The organism is Marinobacter sp., from assembly GCF_044799475.1.
Lineage (GTDB): Bacteria > Pseudomonadota > Gammaproteobacteria > Pseudomonadales > Oleiphilaceae > Marinobacter.
In genome coordinates this window covers 1165452-1180862 of the sequence record NZ_CP085217.1, presented here as the reverse complement: position 1 = coordinate 1180862, position 15411 = coordinate 1165452, and the positions used below count along the sequence as shown (strand labels likewise).

At 57.1% G+C, this 15411-nt stretch carries 10 protein-coding genes and 1 pseudogene; 3 read left to right on the top strand and 8 right to left on the bottom strand.

Going from position 1 to position 15411, the window contains the following annotated elements; all coding sequences use genetic code 11:
- Positions 1-50: 50 nt before the first annotated feature.
- The gene (locus tag LG327_RS05490) at positions 51-2063 is read right to left on the bottom strand and encodes a methyl-accepting chemotaxis protein (protein WP_404366873.1); all 2013 of its coding nucleotides are present in this window, start codon (positions 2061-2063) and stop codon (positions 51-53) included.
- A 465-nt stretch (positions 2064-2528) separates the two neighbouring features.
- Between LG327_RS05490 and LG327_RS05485 the strand changes: the two genes are divergently transcribed.
- On the top strand, positions 2529-3713 hold the full coding sequence (locus LG327_RS05485; RefSeq protein WP_404366871.1) for a phosphatidylserine/phosphatidylglycerophosphate/cardiolipin synthase family protein: 1185 nt from the start codon (positions 2529-2531) through the stop codon (positions 3711-3713).
- A 73-nt stretch (positions 3714-3786) separates the two neighbouring features.
- On the opposite strand, the gene LG327_RS05480 is transcribed toward LG327_RS05485, so the two are convergent.
- From LG327_RS05480 to LG327_RS05470, 3 genes are all read right to left on the bottom strand, one after another.
- Complete coding sequence (locus LG327_RS05480; RefSeq protein ID WP_404366868.1) at positions 3787-4827, bottom strand: CNNM domain-containing protein; 1041 nt, start codon at positions 4825-4827, stop codon at positions 3787-3789.
- Positions 4824-5093 (bottom strand): hypothetical protein, encoded by a 270-nt coding sequence (locus LG327_RS05475; RefSeq protein ID WP_404366866.1) that lies wholly within the window; start codon positions 5091-5093, stop codon positions 4824-4826. The genes LG327_RS05480 and LG327_RS05475 overlap by 4 nt, the downstream gene beginning before the upstream one ends.
- A 99-nt stretch (positions 5094-5192) precedes the next feature.
- Positions 5193-7163 (bottom strand): winged helix-turn-helix domain-containing protein, encoded by a 1971-nt coding sequence (locus LG327_RS05470; RefSeq protein WP_404366863.1) that lies wholly within the window; start codon positions 7161-7163, stop codon positions 5193-5195.
- A 187-nt stretch (positions 7164-7350) separates the two neighbouring features.
- Between LG327_RS05470 and LG327_RS05465 the strand changes: the two genes are divergently transcribed.
- The gene (locus LG327_RS05465) at positions 7351-7956 is read left to right on the top strand and encodes a DUF1326 domain-containing protein (protein WP_404366860.1); all 606 of its coding nucleotides are present in this window, start codon (positions 7351-7353) and stop codon (positions 7954-7956) included.
- A 13-nt stretch (positions 7957-7969) separates the two neighbouring features.
- Positions 7970-8743 carry a DUF2182 domain-containing protein gene (locus LG327_RS05460; RefSeq protein ID WP_404366857.1) on the top strand — a complete coding sequence of 258 codons (774 nt, stop codon included), beginning with the start codon at positions 7970-7972 and terminating at the stop codon, positions 8741-8743.
- Between the two features lie 78 nt (positions 8744-8821).
- Here the strand turns inward: LG327_RS05460 and LG327_RS05455 are convergent, their stop codons facing one another.
- The 4 genes and pseudogenes from LG327_RS05455 to LG327_RS05440 all read right to left on the bottom strand — a co-directional run.
- Positions 8822-11026 carry an OsmC domain/YcaO domain-containing protein gene (locus tag LG327_RS05455; RefSeq protein WP_404366854.1) on the bottom strand — a complete coding sequence of 735 codons (2205 nt, stop codon included), beginning with the start codon at positions 11024-11026 and terminating at the stop codon, positions 8822-8824.
- A gap of 98 nt (positions 11027-11124) precedes the next feature.
- The gene (locus tag LG327_RS05450) at positions 11125-12060 is read right to left on the bottom strand and encodes a DMT family transporter (RefSeq protein ID WP_404366852.1); all 936 of its coding nucleotides are present in this window, start codon (positions 12058-12060) and stop codon (positions 11125-11127) included.
- A gap of 141 nt (positions 12061-12201) precedes the next feature.
- Complete coding sequence (locus LG327_RS05445; protein WP_404366849.1) at positions 12202-14262, bottom strand: ABC transporter permease; 2061 nt, start codon at positions 14260-14262, stop codon at positions 12202-12204.
- 269 nt (positions 14263-14531) lie between these two features.
- Positions 14532-15332 (bottom strand): annotated as a pseudogene (locus LG327_RS05440) (glycine betaine/L-proline ABC transporter ATP-binding protein); the annotation flags it as partial.
- Positions 15333-15411 lie beyond the last annotated feature (79 nt).

Genomic DNA, 15411 nt, shown 5'->3' with positions numbered 1-15411 from the left:
TGATCAGGAGCTTAAACTACCCCAGGGTTTCCCGTCACGTAATCATTCCCTCAGGCCACAATCCTGAACTCGTGGGCGAGGTCCTGCAGCTGCCGCGCCAGCCGTGCCTGCTCGTCGGTCACCGTACTGATTTCCCGGGAACCGGTCAGAGCCATGGTGGCTGACTCATTGACGGCCTCCATGTTCCTGGTCAGCTCCCGGGTCACGGACACCTGCTGATCAGCCGCAGTGGCGATCTGTTCGGCCATTTGCGAAATTGCATTGATGTCAGTGAGGGTCTCGGCGAATGTCCGCTCCAGGTCAGAGGCCCGGTCGCTGGTGTCATTGGCCAGAGTGTAACTGGCGCTCATGGACCGGCTGGCGTTACTGGTTACTTCCCGGAAGCTGTTGATGATGGCCTCGATGTCGGCGGTGGACTTGTGGGTCTGCTGGGCCAGGGTGCGCACCTCATCAGCAACCACGGCAAAGCCACGGCCCTGATCCCCGGCACGGGCCGCTTCAATCGCAGCATTGAGGGCCAGCAGGTTGGTCTGCTCAGCCACCTGGCGAATCACACCGATCACATCGCTGATGGAGGCACTGCGCTGCTCCAGCTCCGTAATTACCGAATTCACATCTTTCACTGACTCGGCCAGATCATGAATGCTACTCAGGCTGCTCCGCAGAACCTGCTCCCCCGCCTGGCTGCGTTCCATGGCACTGCCCGCTGCATCGGCCACCTGCTGGGTGTTGCGGGAAATCTCTTCCGAGGTGGCGGACATCTCCAGGGTTGCGCTCGCCACCTGGGCAATCTGTGCCTGCTGGAATTCAATCTGACTGCTGTTCTGACTGGCGGTGGCGCTGGTCTGTTCGGTGGCCGTGGTCAGCTGAACGCTGGCTTTGTCGATCTGTAGCAGCGCCTCTCCAAAACGGCGGTAGAGCTCATTTATGGCCGCGCTGATGGTGCCGATCTCGTCCCTGGACGAGACCTCGATGGGCTGGGTCAGGTCCTTGTGTTCCATGGCATGTCGGACCCCTGCAAGCAGGCGACTGACCTGGTGATTGATCGAACGGATGATCATCAGCATCAGGATCACAGCGACAGAAACAGACACCAGGGCAATCCCGGCATGGGTCATGAGGTTTTTCCGGGTCACTGCAACGGCGCCCTCCGCCAGCGCGGAGATCTGCTCCAGCAGGGCTTCCCGCAACGTGTTCAGCGCCTCAATCCGTTTACTGGCAGCGGCAAACCAGGTCTCCGCCTCAAGACCGTAAAGCCCGGAAGGGCTCTTGAAAAGGGTGTTCCTCTGCGCCTGCAAAGCCTGATTGACCTCACCGGCAAGGAGTTCTTCAATGGCTTGGCGCATCGCCGAATCCTGGGGAAGCATGGCCAGCGCGGCGGCGAAATACGCCTGCTGCTGACCGTTCAGCACGGCGATTTCCTCGGCTGCAGGAACATCAAAGCTGCCCCGGCGGATCAGGCTGGAACCAGCGGCCCGCTCCAGTCCTGCCTTTTCAGCCGCCTCGGCAAGCGTGTAATAGGCATTTACCTGGCGCGCAAGGCCGGCGTCGGTGGAGCGGCGAATGATCAGCGGGATGCGGCTGAGCAACTCACGAATCAGGTCAGTGTATTGGCCGGTAGCTTCAGCAGCTTCGATCTGGCGGGAAACCACGGCATCCCGAAGGCTGGGCAATTGGTCCAGCCGCTCTCCGAAGGCAGCCACATTCTCCCTGATTTCGGCATCAAGGCGATCCTCTTCAAGGAGGCTGGCGATGCGTTCCCGGTAGGTCGCCAGACGCGCATCCGTCTCCTGGTGCTGGTCCGCCAGCTCCCTGGCAGCGCTCTCCGGCTCGAAACGACTGGCAAAGAACACAACCGAACGGTCGCGCTCCTTCTGCAGGGCCTCCACCAGAGGGTCGCCAGTGTCCGCGATCGCCACCATCTGCTGAAGGTCCCGCATGTCGGTCAGGGCCTGCGCATTTTCGGAGAAACTCTCAAGGGCAAAGTAAGCCACGACGATCAGCGCAGGTACCACCAGAGCAAGCAGTTTGCCGCGCATGGAAAGATTATTGATCAGACTCATGGGGATAGGTCACACCAGTTATTGTTTTTCGATCTCAAGCCCGGACCCTGACGGGCCGGACGCGGGCGGCCACACCCGTCGGTGCGCCAGAAGTAAATATCTCCAGCAAATAGTGCGCCGCTTTTGAGTTAATCTTTCAATTCATGGAGTTGGAGAAAACGTGCAACCTGTAGCGGTGTGCATTGCCCGGAAAACCGGACAGCTGAAGAGAAAGAAAGCAGCACTGTCCCGTGAAGCCCCTCTAAACCAGCCCCAGGGACAGCCGAACGCAGTCCTGTTTTTCGGACACTGCCCGAATATCAGGACAGGTCTGGATACTTGAACAGATGGCTGGCAGTTCTGAACAAAACCTTGATGCGACTATCCAGCATCAGCTGGACAAGCGCGAGGAGCGGTGGGATCGTGGGAATACAGCCCGATATTCAATCTGCGGCACTTCTGAACGCTGCACCTGAGGGTCAAAACTTGAACCACTCCCTGACAGACAGTGATGCTGAGATCGATTATCAGCAGGCGCTTGAGACCACGCTTGGCATTCCCTTCACTCGTGGCAACCGGGTGCGGGTGCTACGCAACGGTGTTGAGATTTTCCCACCCATGCTTGAGGCGATTCGTCAGGCGCGCTTCAGTGTGGAATTCCTCACCTTCATCTACTGGAAAGGTGACATTGCCGATGAATTTGCCGAAGCCCTGGCTGAGCGGGCCCGGGCCGGCGTTCAGGTACGGGTCATCCTGGATGCCGTCGGTGCGATGAATATGTCCGGAACCCTGGTCGACTCCATGCAGACTGCGGGGGTGGACATCGTGTGGTTTCGTCCTCCCGTGCGATGGAAATTCTGGCAGGCCGATAATCGCACACACCGCAAAGTGCTGGTCTGCGACGGCCGCATCGCCTTTACCGGCGGGGTTGGCATCTCAGAGGAATGGCAGGGGGACGCCCGTAACCCGGATGAGTGGCGGGAAACCCATTTCCAGATTGAAGGCCCGGCGGTGCATGGACTCCAGGCGGCCTTCATCGACAACTGGGTGGAGGCAGACCGGTCGGTGCGCGGTGAAGTTACCCGGATCATCCGGGCCGAAGCACTTGAGCCAGCCGGAAATAGCCAGGTTCAGGTGCTCAAGGCAGCCGCAGCCGTCAACTGGAGCCCAATCGCCACAATGTTCCATGTCCTGCTCACGCTGGCACGCCACAAGGTGCGCATTACCACAGCCTATTTTGTGCCAAACCCCGGTCTAGCTCAGCTCCTGCAGGAGACAGCGCAGCGCGGGGTTGATGTGCAGATCCTGATCCCTGGCCCGTACCACGACCAGCGTATGGCCCAGTTGGCGCAGGAGGATGAGTACGCTCCGCTCCTGGAGGCGGGTGTGCGCATCTGGTCCTACCAGACCAGTATGATTCACGCCAAGGTTGTGGCAATAGATGACACGGTCGCCTGTGTCGGCTCCGCCAACTTCAACCAGCGCTCCATGAGCAAGGACGATGAGCTGGCCCTGCTCATCATGGACGAGGCGGTCTTGAGCGAACTCGACCGCCACTTTGAAGAAGACTGCACACGTGCCGCGGAGATGCAGGCCGGGGACTACCGCCAGCGCGGTCTGTTCAGGAGATCGAAGGTCAAGGTGCTCAGTCTGTTTCGACAGCAGATGTGATGGCCGCTGAGTTGGCAGTACCGGTAACCCGTACGAGTCCGGATCGCATCATGTCCCTGCCCATGCATCCATCTCAATCCCTGTCAGGCCTCCCAGCGGCCTTTCCTTGCCGCAGTTTTCTGCTCCAGCGTTGTCTGGCATATTTGCGCAGATTGGACACATTGTCCGTCTCATCCATGATTTCGGTGCCCAACAATGTCTCCAGAATGTCTTCCAGGGTGGCGATGCCGAGCCAGGTGCCCAATTCGTCATAAACGAGAACCATGTGCTGGCGCTCACGGAGCATCTCGGCGAACAGAAACTCAATGTTGGTATTCCATTTGACCCGTTTGGCCGGGCGTAAATGGTTCATGAGGTTGGCATCGTCGTCGATGGTAAGCAGATCGGATTTGTGGACATAACCCCAGGCCTCGTCATTTTCATCGATCACCGGATAGCGGGAAAACGGCAGGGATCTGGCCAGGTTTCGGAAGGCTTCAACCGTAATATCCGGCCCAATGGTCTTGCACACTGTTCTCGGCGTCATCACCCCACTTACCTTGATCTCGTGGAAACGCAGGACGTTCTGAATCATCCTGCGCTCGTCCTCATCCAGGGCCTGCTGGTCGCGCCCTATCTCAACCAGCGCGCTGAGTTCGGCGCGGATATCCGTCTCATTTTCACCCTGTGTCAGGCGCCGGGTCACCTGTTTGGACAGCCAGACAAAAGGCAGCAGGCTCTTGATCAGAAAGCCAAGGACCCCCGGCAGCCAGGGGGCGATCCCGCGCCAGTATTTGGCACCGATGGTCTTGGGTATGATCTCAGACAGTAGCAGAATCGCCAGCGTCATTATCGCAGATGCCGCCCCCAGCCAGACTTCGCCAAACACTACCGCCACCTGGGCGCCAACGCCGGTAGCGCCTGCGGTATGGGCAATGGTGTTCAGGGTCAGGATGGCGGCGAGCGGGTCCTCAATGTCGTCCTTGAGTTTGCGCAGACGCTGAAACAGGGAGGGGTTCTCTTTTTTCAGCGAGGCGATGTAGCTTGGGGTTACCGAGAGAAGTGATGCTTCAAGAATGGAGCAAAGAAATGAAAAACTGATGGACAGAACCGCAAAGGCGATCAGAAGACTCATACAGATCCCGGAGCAGCAGCCTCCACCGGCTGTCGGCTGAAAATGCCCAAAATGGGCGTACCATGGGCGCGCAGAATGGGTTCGATCTCACGATGCAGGCGGTGGGACCGCTCCTGCCCGACTCCAACGGCGAACAGCCACAGATTCCCCACAAAACCCGCAAGCACTGCCGCCACAAGAATAACTGTAGGCCAGGCAACCTCCCCCATGTGGTTTTTCGCGGCGGCGATAGCCTGCCTGTTGAGTAGGGTCAGGTCCTGCGACACAAATAACCTCCGGGTGAGACGTCGACCATATGCAGTTTAGTCTGGCTGGCGCGGTTAACCAGTAGCCTGACAGGCGAGGAGTAGCGCGGTCGTACAGGCTCAGCCGCCAGCCACCCCGGAAGCCCTCAGCCGATAGCCCACCCCGGTCACCGTCTCGATCCGAATAGACTCCGGACCGAGCTTGCGGCGGAGGGTGCGCATCACCGCATCAACGACATTGCTCCCCCCCTGATAGCTCGTCCCCCACACATCCCGCAGCAGCTCGGTGCGCGACACAATCCTGCCCTGACGTTCAACCAGACGTCGCATGACGCCAAATTCCAGTGGCGTCAGGGCTACAGGGCCCTCCGCCAGCATCAGCTCCCTGGACTCCATGTCCAGTATGCCGGGCGGACGTTTTACTCCCAGCTCTGCCGCCGCAAGATCCGCCAGCCAGCCATCCACGGAATTCGGCCCGAAATCGAGTACAGCGCTCGGATAAGTGACTCCGTCCAGTTCAACCTCCCGTCCGGCCAGGATTTCCAGTCCCAGGCGCTGGGCTACCTGACTGTATGCTGCAAGGTCGCAAGCCGTAAGATAAACCCGACGGAGTGCGGGGCGCAATTCCATGTAGCTGCGCTTGAGATCCAGCCAGACAGCCGCCTGTATTTCACTGGGTGAGTCGCCCTCCTGGAAACTCAGCCACCGGCGGCAGAACAGCGCTATCTCGCCCTGGCGCATGGGGTTCTTCTTGAGATGATCGCACCACTGGGCCGTCACGGGGTCACCGAGTAACCAGGCAGGCTCAATCTGGTCAGCGCGCAGTTTGCAGTAAAGCCCTTCCACCCTTCCCTCTTGTCCCCGCACAATGGAGAAGGCCTGCGGAAGGCGGCGCCACCATTGCAGCAGCAACTCACCGGCCTGCACTCCGTCATGGGCCCGCACAATCCCCGTGAGGGCTTCACTGTCACCGGGTTGCGCAGGTTCTACTGTGTGCCGCGCTGCACCGGTGGGGAAAAAAGCCTCACGCACAACGGGATTTTCAATCAGGTAGAGCATATCCGCCGTGTAGCGCCAGAGATCGTCGCTGGCGGCGGATTCCGCCTCTGCGATCAGTTGCCGCCAGGCTGAACGGCGATAATCCAGATACCGGCAGGGATCGCTTGCATGCAAAGAACGGGCGAGCGGATCGCGGACTGCATCATGGATAACCAACCCGTCACGAACACAGTCCACAAAGGGCAACTGACACAGACGGTCGTAGGCATCCTGGGGTGCAAACTCCGGAAAGAGTGCCTTCAGCAGCGAAACTGTGACCCGACGCATCACCACGGCCCCCTCCAGCACGCGTCGGCTTACCGGGTCATCCACATCAGCAAGAAACATCCGGCTCAGTTCATCAACCGCCTGCTGAAGCACTGTCTCCTGCGGCCAGGACCGGGTCTGATTTTCCCGGCTGGCGGCGGCTGCCAGCTTCAATGCCAGCGGGTGGCCGTGAGTAGCCCGAGCCAGAGATACCGCCTCTTCTTCTGCGATGTCGTGCAGAACAAGAAAGGCTCTCGCCTCGAGCTGACTCAAGGACTTCAGTGCCAGGCACCGCACAAGCCTGCCCCAGCCGGGAGCTGTAGTCCAGGCGCCAATGGGTCGCTGACGACTGAAAATGAGCATGCGAACATTGTCGGGCAACATGGGGACAAAGGTCTGCCGCAACCAGGTGTCGAGCAGCCTGAATCCGTCATAGCCGTCCAGAGCAAGCACAACCGCGTCGCCAAGGCGAGCCAGCCGGTCCATGAGCGAGTCCGGCCCGGGAGCAAGGCCTCCAGTGGCGGATTCCAGAGCCTGGACAAAACCAGATTCCGTAGGCTCAACCGTGCCGCAGTCCAGGCGGATGATAATGGCTCCTTTCTCCCGAGCCTCCATCGCAAACATGTCCATCAGAGCGGTTTTGCCAATACCGGCAATACCGTGGACATGAATCACATGAGGCCCTCCCGGCGACAGCATCCCCCGCAGGGTCGCGAGTTCACCAGTGCGACCAACGAAAGCCCGGGATGCCTGGCGGGCGGTCAAATCCGACATTCGTTGCCACATGGCAGGTTCCTCCTGTCTGCAGCATAGCTCTAAAACACACCGGGCGGGAGCAACTGACTTCCAGCCCCGGGTCAGCCCGCTCGATTCTCATGAAATCCTCATCCGTCTCTCACATCTGATGATCGGTTCAGGGCTATAAAGAGTGAGAGCAGACGAGACTCAAAAGCATCGCAGGAAGGAGCAGAACATGAGCAACGAATGGAGCATGCGGGGAGAATACCTGGAAAGCTGCAACTGCAGGGGCGCGTGTCCCTGCATCTATCTCGGCGACCCGACCGAGGGCGAATGCATGGCGCTCCTGGGCTGGCACATAACCGAGGGCCTGTACGGGGAGGTGGACCTCAGCGACCGAAATGTGGCTCTCGCCCTTCACTCGCCCGGCCCCATGCCGGAGGGTAACTGGAAAGTCGTGCTCTACGTCGACCAGCGGGCAGATGAACGCCAGAATGAGGCGCTGAGCACAATATTCGGCGGTCAGGCTGGGGGCCACCCTGCCACACTGGCGTCATTCATCGGCGAGGTGCTTGGGGTAGAGTCGCTGCCCATCGTGTTCGAGATGGAGCAGGGCCGTCGCCACCTGAAACTGGGGCAGTCCGCCGGAACAGAAATCACTGCTCTGGAAGGCCAGGAAGGGGCCGAAGTTACCATCCGCAATCATCCGCTGGCAGTGGCGCCCGGCGAAACCCTGGTCGTGGCGAGGTCGCAGTCGTTGTTGCACCAGTCCCATGGCATCAACCTTGATCTCTCGGAGCGGACAGCTTTTTATTCGCCTTTCGCTTACAGCGGATCCTGAGGAGAGCACGCCCATGGAACTGACAATGAGCAGCATCAGGTCCTGGGAACGCGGCGTGGTGTGGGCTGCCCTGGCGGTTTTGACAGGGCTGGCGTGGAGCTACCTGATCAGTCATGGCCTGCATGGCGAAATGTCGATAACCCAGAGCGCCAGCGGGGAGAGCGGCCTCGGCCCAAGCCTGGTGGCCATGTCCATCCTCATGTGGAGTGTGATGATGGTTGCCATGATGCTGCCCAGCGCCGGGCCAATGATCCTCACCTACCTCAGGGTTAACCAGCAACGTGACAGCAGGGGCCGCAGGTCTCCGTCCGTCTGGGTCTTCGTGGCCGGTTATCTCGCTATCTGGCTGGCATTTGCACTAACGGCAGCACTGCTGCAGGGAAGCCTGCATCAGAATGCCCTGCTAAGCTCCGCCATGGGACATGTCGGCCCGCTCCTGGCTGGCACATTGCTGCTTATCGCCGGCATTTTCCAGTTCAGCCATCTTAAAGTAGCCTGCCTGGACAAGTGCCGCTCTCCCCTGAGTTTCCTGATGACCGAATGGCGGGAAGGAACCAGGGGAGCACTGGTCATGGGGATCCGCCATGGATTCTACTGTACTGGCTGCTGCTGGGCGCTGATGCTACTGATGTTCGTCGGCGGAGCCATGAACCTTGTCTGGATGGCGGGGCTGGCCGTCTATTTCCTGTTGGAAAAGCTGCTGCCCTGGGCCGGGCAGCTTCGTCGCATCAGCGGATTGCTTTTTATCTGTGCCGGCGGTGCCACTCTGCTTGGTGCCGCGCTGTAACCGTGGCCGCAAGATCCAGAAACCCGGAAAGGCCCAGACAACATATCGGCTGACGGGGGGAGACCCACCCCGGCAAAGTCATGCTGGTTCGCTGGCAACCCTGTGTTGACCAGCGAAGGCGCGCACCGCATGCAGTTTCTTATAGCTCTCAATCAGCCGCAGATGCCTGTCCAGCCCTTCAAGTTGCATATTGGTCGGAGTGAGGCCGGCAAACCGCAGGCTGCCATTCACTGAACCGAGTACAGTATCCAGGGTTTCCTCACCGAACATGCGGCGGAGGTTCAACAGGAAATCACCCAGTTCAAGCTCGTCATCCAGCACGATTTCCAGCACCGCGTTCATGGCCTGATAGAACAGATTCCGCTCCACGGTGTTGTCGTTGAACTGCAGAAAAGCATCGACCGTGTCCAGAGCTTCCTCATGCTGTTGCAGGGCGAGATAGATCATCAGTTTCAGCTCCAGAATGGTGAGCTGTCCCCAGACAGTGTTTTCGTCAAACTCCACGCCGATCAGGTTGATGATCTTCATGTAATTGTCGAGCTGGCTTTCCTCAAGGCGCTCCACCAGGTCCGCCAGCTGATCGTCATCCAGGGCGTGGAGGTTGAGGATGTCTTCGCGGTAGTCCAGGGCCATGTTGGTGTTGTCCCAGACCAGATCCTCTACCGGGTACACCTCGGAATAGCCAGGCACCAGGATGCGGCAGACAGGTGCGCCCAGATCTTCGTGGACTGCAACATAGGCCTCTTTACCCATCTCACTGAGGATATTGAACAGGCCATCGGCTTCTTCCTGGTTGGTGCCGGAGAAATCCCATTCGCAGAATTCGTAATCAGCCCGGGCGCTGAAAAAGCGCCAGGAAACGACCCCCGAGGAATCGATAAAGTGTTCCACATAGTTGTTGGGCTCGGTGACTGCCTGGCTGTTAAAGGTGGGCGGCGGTACATCGTTCAGGCCCTCGAAGCTGCGGCCCTGCATCAGTTCCGTCAGGCTGCGCTCCAGTGCCACCTCGAAGCTCGGGTGGGCGCCGAAGGACGCAAATACGCCGCCGGTCTTCGGATTCATCAGGGTGACGCAGGCCAATGGGTACTGGCCGCCCAGAGATGCATCCTTCACCAGTATCGGAAAGCCCTGTTTCTCCAGCGCCTGCACCCCTTCCAGAATTGTCGGAAACTTCTCCAGTACCGACAGGGGTACATCCGGCAGGGCGATCTCCTCTTCGATGATCTGCTTCTTCACCGCCCGTTCAAAGATCTCCGACAGGCACTGCACCTGGGCTTCCGGCAGCGTATTACCGGCACTCATGCCGTTACTGAGGAACAGGTTTTCGATCAGGTTGGAGGGGAAGTAAACCACCGCCCCATCGGATTGCCGTATGAAAGGCAACGAACATATTCCCCGGTCCACCCGGCCGGAGTTGGTATCGATCAGGTTGGAGCCGGCCAGTTCGCCGTCCGGGTTGTAGATGGCGAGGCAGTGGTCATCCAGAATACCCTCCGGCAGTTCGTCCCCGGGACCGGGTTTGAACCATTTTTCGTCCGGGTAGTGGACGAATTCACGATGAGCGACGTCTTCACCAAAATACTGGTCGTTGTAGAAGAAGTTACAGCTCAGGCGTTCGATGAACTCACCCAGTGCCGAACACAGGGCGCTTTCCTTGGTCGCCCCCTTGCCATTGGTGAAACACATGGGTGAAGCCGCATCGCGAATGTGCAGCGACCAGACATGGGGCACGATATTGCGCCATGAGGCAATCTCGATCTTCATACCCAGCTCCGCCAGGATGCCGGTCATGTTGGCGATGGTCTGCTCCAGCGGTAGATCCTTGCCCTCGATGTAGGTCCGGCTGCCTTCAGGGATGGTCATCAGCAGGGCCTGGGCATCTTCGTCCAGGCTGTCCACGGTCTCAATCTCGAAAGTGGGCCCGGTCTGCACGACCTTTTTGACGGTGCAGCGGTCAATGGAACGCAGAATGCCCTGCCGGTCCTTGTCGGAGATGTCTTCCGGCAGTTCCACCTGGATCTTGAAAATCTGGTTGTAGCGGTTTTCCGGATCAACAATGTTGTTCTGGGACAGACGGATATTGTTGGTGGGAATGTCCCGCGCCAGACAGTACACCCGCACGAAATAGGCCGCACACAGCGCCGAAGATGCCAGAAAATAGTCGAAAGGACTGGGCGCGGAGCCGTCGCCCTTGTAACGGATGGGCTGGTCGGTGATGACGGAGAAGTCGTCAAACTTCGCTTCCAGTCTGAGGTTTTCGAGAAAGTTGACGTTGATTTCCATTGGGGGACTACCGGTTCTGGAGAATTTGGCGGACTGGTGAAACTTTGACCGCCATTATCCAGATTTGAGGGGGCTGCGTCTGCAGGCCAGAGACAGGTTTAGTTGTAAGTGGCCCGTGGAACGCTCGAATAGACGCTCAGCCCGGTAACCGTGACCAGGATCAGCGCCATGCCAGAGATCTGCAGGCCAGTCAGCATTTCATCCAACAGTACTACACCAAATAATGACGCCGTAACCGGCTCGACCATTGCGACAACTGACGCCACTGCGGGAGCGGTATAGCGCAGGCCGACGACGTAAAAAATGAACGACAGGCCCGCGCCAAACACGCCCAGTGCTGCAAACAGGGGCCAGGAGGGGGTACTCAGAACTGCCAGTGTCTGGCCGGCATCGCCAAGCCAGACGAGTATTGAGGCAAGCACCGCGAAAGCTATTACGAGAATCGCCTGCGGACTACCGTAGGGAGCGGCATACTTGAAGCCAAAAATGAACAGTGCGTAGGACAGGCCGGCAAGCAGACCGGCGGCTACGCCCAGGAGCGTGACGCCGGCCGCACCTACCTCGTAAATGCGTGTGAGCAGCACGATTCCGAGCATCACCATGGCCATCGCAGACCACTTCAGCGGAGTGGCTCTCTCGAGTTTCAGCAGGAAGGAGACGAGGTAGACGAACACAGGAGCGCAGTACATCAATGTGGCTGCAACCGCGACGCTGCCCTCTGAAATGCTCAGAAAATAGAATGAGAAGTTGCCAGCTACACCGAGACCGGCAATCGCCGACCAGAACCATAATCGCCGGTTTGCCAACCCGCTGCCCCCAGGGCGCAATGCCAGCCAGGCGAGAACGAACAACAGGCCGATTGCCCCCCGGTAAAACGAGACCACGAACGCATCCCAGCCGTCCGCCATGAGAATAGCGCCGATCCCACCCGACAGCCCCCAGCAGAACGCCGCCAGTATTACGAATGTCGTACTGAGAGCTGCCACTCTGTCTGGCGGATTCAATCCTGCCGGCGGTGGCGAGTGCCGTGCCATCTGAAAAATCCTCCAGCATCGGTTTCAGCCGGGCTGCCTGCCGCAGATCCTGCTGACAGGCAACTTTTGATTTGACGCGTCAAGTCAGTTGATCAGCGTTATGCGGCCCGGATCATTCCACTGCTTTACCAGACCGGACTGTCAAACGATCCCCAACGCTTTCTTGCGCTGCTCGGCCCAGGTATGTATCAAATGGTCCACTGCGAGACCAATAAAAGCAACGCATAAACCGAGCACAATGCCCTGGCCCATACCGTTAGCTTGCGACAGGGACTGCATGATCAGCTGGCCCAGGTCGTCGGTACCGATAAAAGCGCCAATAATAATCATAAACAGAGAGAAGATGACCGTCTGGTTAATGCCCAGCATGATGTGCGGGAAAGCCAATGGCAGTTCAATTTTTAATAGACGCTGCAGGCGGTTAACCCCTGACATGGAGCCTGCTTCCTGCAAGGCCTGGGGTACATTGCTCAAGCCTTCTACGGTATAACGTGTCGCAGGAATTGTGGCGTATACGATCACCGCAATAAGCACGGATAAATCACTCACCCCAAACAGCATGATGACGGGGATCAGGTAGACAAACGATGGGAATGTCTGAAACGTGTCGCACACCAGCAAGATGAATTTCGTTGCCCGGGTGCTTCGAGAGCACAAAATGCCAACGCTGCAACCGATAATCACGGACATGACGACTGCGAAGGTGGTCATATAGGCTGTGATGAGCGCTCGGTCCCACCAGGGTGTTAATGCAATAAAGGCAATAAACCCGGTCACAATGATAGCGGAGCGAAGGCCGCCAACGATGTAACCCGTGCCTGCAACCAGGAACAGCGTTGCAGCAACTGGCATGGACAAAAAAGCCTCTTTCATGGGCATCAGAATTGAGGTGGTCATGAAGAAGTTGAAACTCTGCACGCTGTGGTAGGTGTTGGTGATGATCCAGTCAACGATAAAGTCCCAGAAGTTTTGTGTGCTTAATCCCTGTGATTCCTGGATGAAGTAGAGGTAGTTAGCCTTTTCCGGGAAAACCATCGACGCAAGATAGGCAATAACAGAAGTGAAGATCAAAATGCCCAGAAAGGCTAGCGAATGCCTGTGACGCACATGAAATGGCAAGTCGGCGAGGTAATCCACCTGTTTATGGGCCCAGGCCAGGGATAACTTATCCAGAACCACAGCAATCAGTACAATAGACACACCAAGTTCCAGTGCCTGACCTATCTCAAGCATGTTCAGGGAGACAAGCAAGTCGTAGCCCAGGCCCCTGGCTCCGATAAAAGAAGCGATCACGGCCATGGCCAGACACTGCATGATGACCTGATTTACACCGATCAGAATGTCATGGCGCGCTGAAGGAATGAGCACTCTGAACATGAGTTGCCGTGAATTACAGCCGCTCATCCTGCCAGCCTCCAGAACTTCCGGAGGAACTTTTTTAAGGCCCAGAATGGTCAGGCGAATCATTGGTGGCGTAGCAAAAATAACCGTTGAAATAGCGCCAGCGTGGTCACCAATGCCAAAGAACACCACCACCGGGATTAGATACGAGAAGTGGGGCATGGATTGAGCCACGTTTAACAGTGGCGCCAGGACGGACTCGAAGGTCCTGTTCTTAAAGGCAAGGATACCCAGGCCTAATCCCAGGAAAAACGACAGGGGCACAGTCACAAGAACAAATGAAAGGGTTTGCATTGCCGGTGTCCACTGACCAAATACAGCAATGTAGATGGTGCTTGTGCCGGCCAAGATAGAAAGGTTACGGCCGCCGAGGTAGTGGCCTGTTAAAAATGCGCCGGCAGCAACCGCTGACCAGGGCAATGCAGGGATACGCGCCCACTCATTTTCGCTGATAAAGTCCCAGCTGGTAAAGGCTACAACGGTTTTAACGCCGCCTAAAAGGAGTTCACGAATCAGATTGATACTAAAGAGGATCACGCCAGACAGAGCGCGGGTAAACTCTTTTGTCATGGTCGATTCTTCGGTGAGGTCCAGCTCAGCGTCGTAAATATCGACAACCCAGAAATCATCGATGAGAAACTTCAGGCCATCGTTAACTACATCGGGCAGCAGCCAGAACATCGTCTCCTGCAGGCGCCACAGATTGCCACCCGTGGCTGGATCTATCGCAATTACAAGGGCATAGAAAACTGCCAACAGGGCGACAAACTGAACCCATTTATGTTCAATGAAATATTGCATCAGGTTTGGCTCGCGACTTAATTATTAACTGGCACTCTATTAGCCTCACCAAACAGGGCGTGTGCCATGATATTGCTGTTCAGAACACCAACAATCTCGCCTCTGGCGCCGGTGACGGCCACTGGTTTTTTCGCGGTCAGCACGGGCTCTGCTACGGTTTCGATTATGGCGTCCTCAGATACAGTGATGTCACTCATCTCTGCGGAAGCGTCATATTTTCCCATGATGGTCTGACAGGAGAGCACCCGCTCGCGTGGCACCTCATGGGTGAATTTGGCGACATATTCCGTGGCCGGGCTTAGCACGATATTGGCAGGGGTATCAATCTGTTCGATGACACCGTCTTTCATAATGGCGATACGGTCGGCAAGGCGTAGCGCTTCATCAAAGTCGTGGGTGACGAACAGGATCGTCTTGCTTAATTTTCTTTGTAAACGCAGGAACTCATCCTGCATTTCCCTGCGAATCAGAGGGTCCAGCGCTGAAAATGGTTCATCGAGGAACCAGATATCCGGCTCCACGGCCAATGAGCGAGCAATGCCAACGCGTTGTTGTTGACCACCAGAGAGCTGGCGCGGGAAGTAATTTTCGCGACCTGTCAGCTCTACCAGATTTACCATGTCGATTGCGCGATCCATGCTCTCGCTGGTGCTCATGCCTTTCACCTGTAACGGCAAGGCAATGTTTTCCAGCACGGTTTTATGCGGCAGCAGGGCGAAATTCTGGAATACCATGCCCATCTTGTTACGACGGATGTTGATAAGCTCTTTTTCATTCATGGCAAGCAGATCTTCGCCATCAACAAATATATCGCCTGCAGTAGTGTCGATCAGGCGTGAAATACAGCGTAAAAGCGTCGATTTTCCAGAGCCTGACAGGCCCATGACTACGAGAATTTCACCTTTATGCACTTCAAAAGATGCATTGTTGACACCAATGACACATCCGGCTGCAAGTAATGATTCGGTTTCTACTTTTCCGCCCGACTTTTGCAGTACTTTTACAGCGTTGTCACCAAAAATTTTATAAACAGACTCGCATTTAATAACCGGCTGAGCTGAAGTCGACATAATTAAATTCCCAAAAAAGAGCTGATAAAACGATGTATTTTCAGCTAATTAATCTATCGGACTAAAAATATCTATAGAT

Bases quoted from the DNA above. Each gene is read 5' to 3' on its own strand.
- LG327_RS05490 (WP_404366873.1), bottom strand. From the start codon at position 2,063: ATGAGTCTGATCAATAATCTTTCCATGCGCGGCAAACTGCTTGCTCTG.
- LG327_RS05480 (WP_404366868.1), bottom strand. From the start codon at position 4,827: ATGAGTCTTCTGATCGCCTTTGCGGTTCTGTCCATCAGTTTTTCATTT.
- LG327_RS05470 (WP_404366863.1), bottom strand. From the start codon at position 7,163: ATGTGGCAACGAATGTCGGATTTGACCGCCCGCCAGGCATCCCGGGCT.
- LG327_RS05465 (WP_404366860.1), top strand. From the start codon at position 7,351: ATGAGCAACGAATGGAGCATGCGGGGAGAATACCTGGAAAGCTGCAAC.
- LG327_RS05460 (WP_404366857.1), top strand. From the start codon at position 7,970: ATGGAACTGACAATGAGCAGCATCAGGTCCTGGGAACGCGGCGTGGTG.
- LG327_RS05455 (WP_404366854.1), bottom strand. From the start codon at position 11,026: ATGGAAATCAACGTCAACTTTCTCGAAAACCTCAGACTGGAAGCGAAG.
- LG327_RS05450 (WP_404366852.1), bottom strand. From the start codon at position 12,060: ATGGCACGGCACTCGCCACCGCCGGCAGGATTGAATCCGCCAGACAGA.
- LG327_RS05445 (WP_404366849.1), bottom strand. From the start codon at position 14,262: ATGCAATATTTCATTGAACATAAATGGGTTCAGTTTGTCGCCCTGTTG.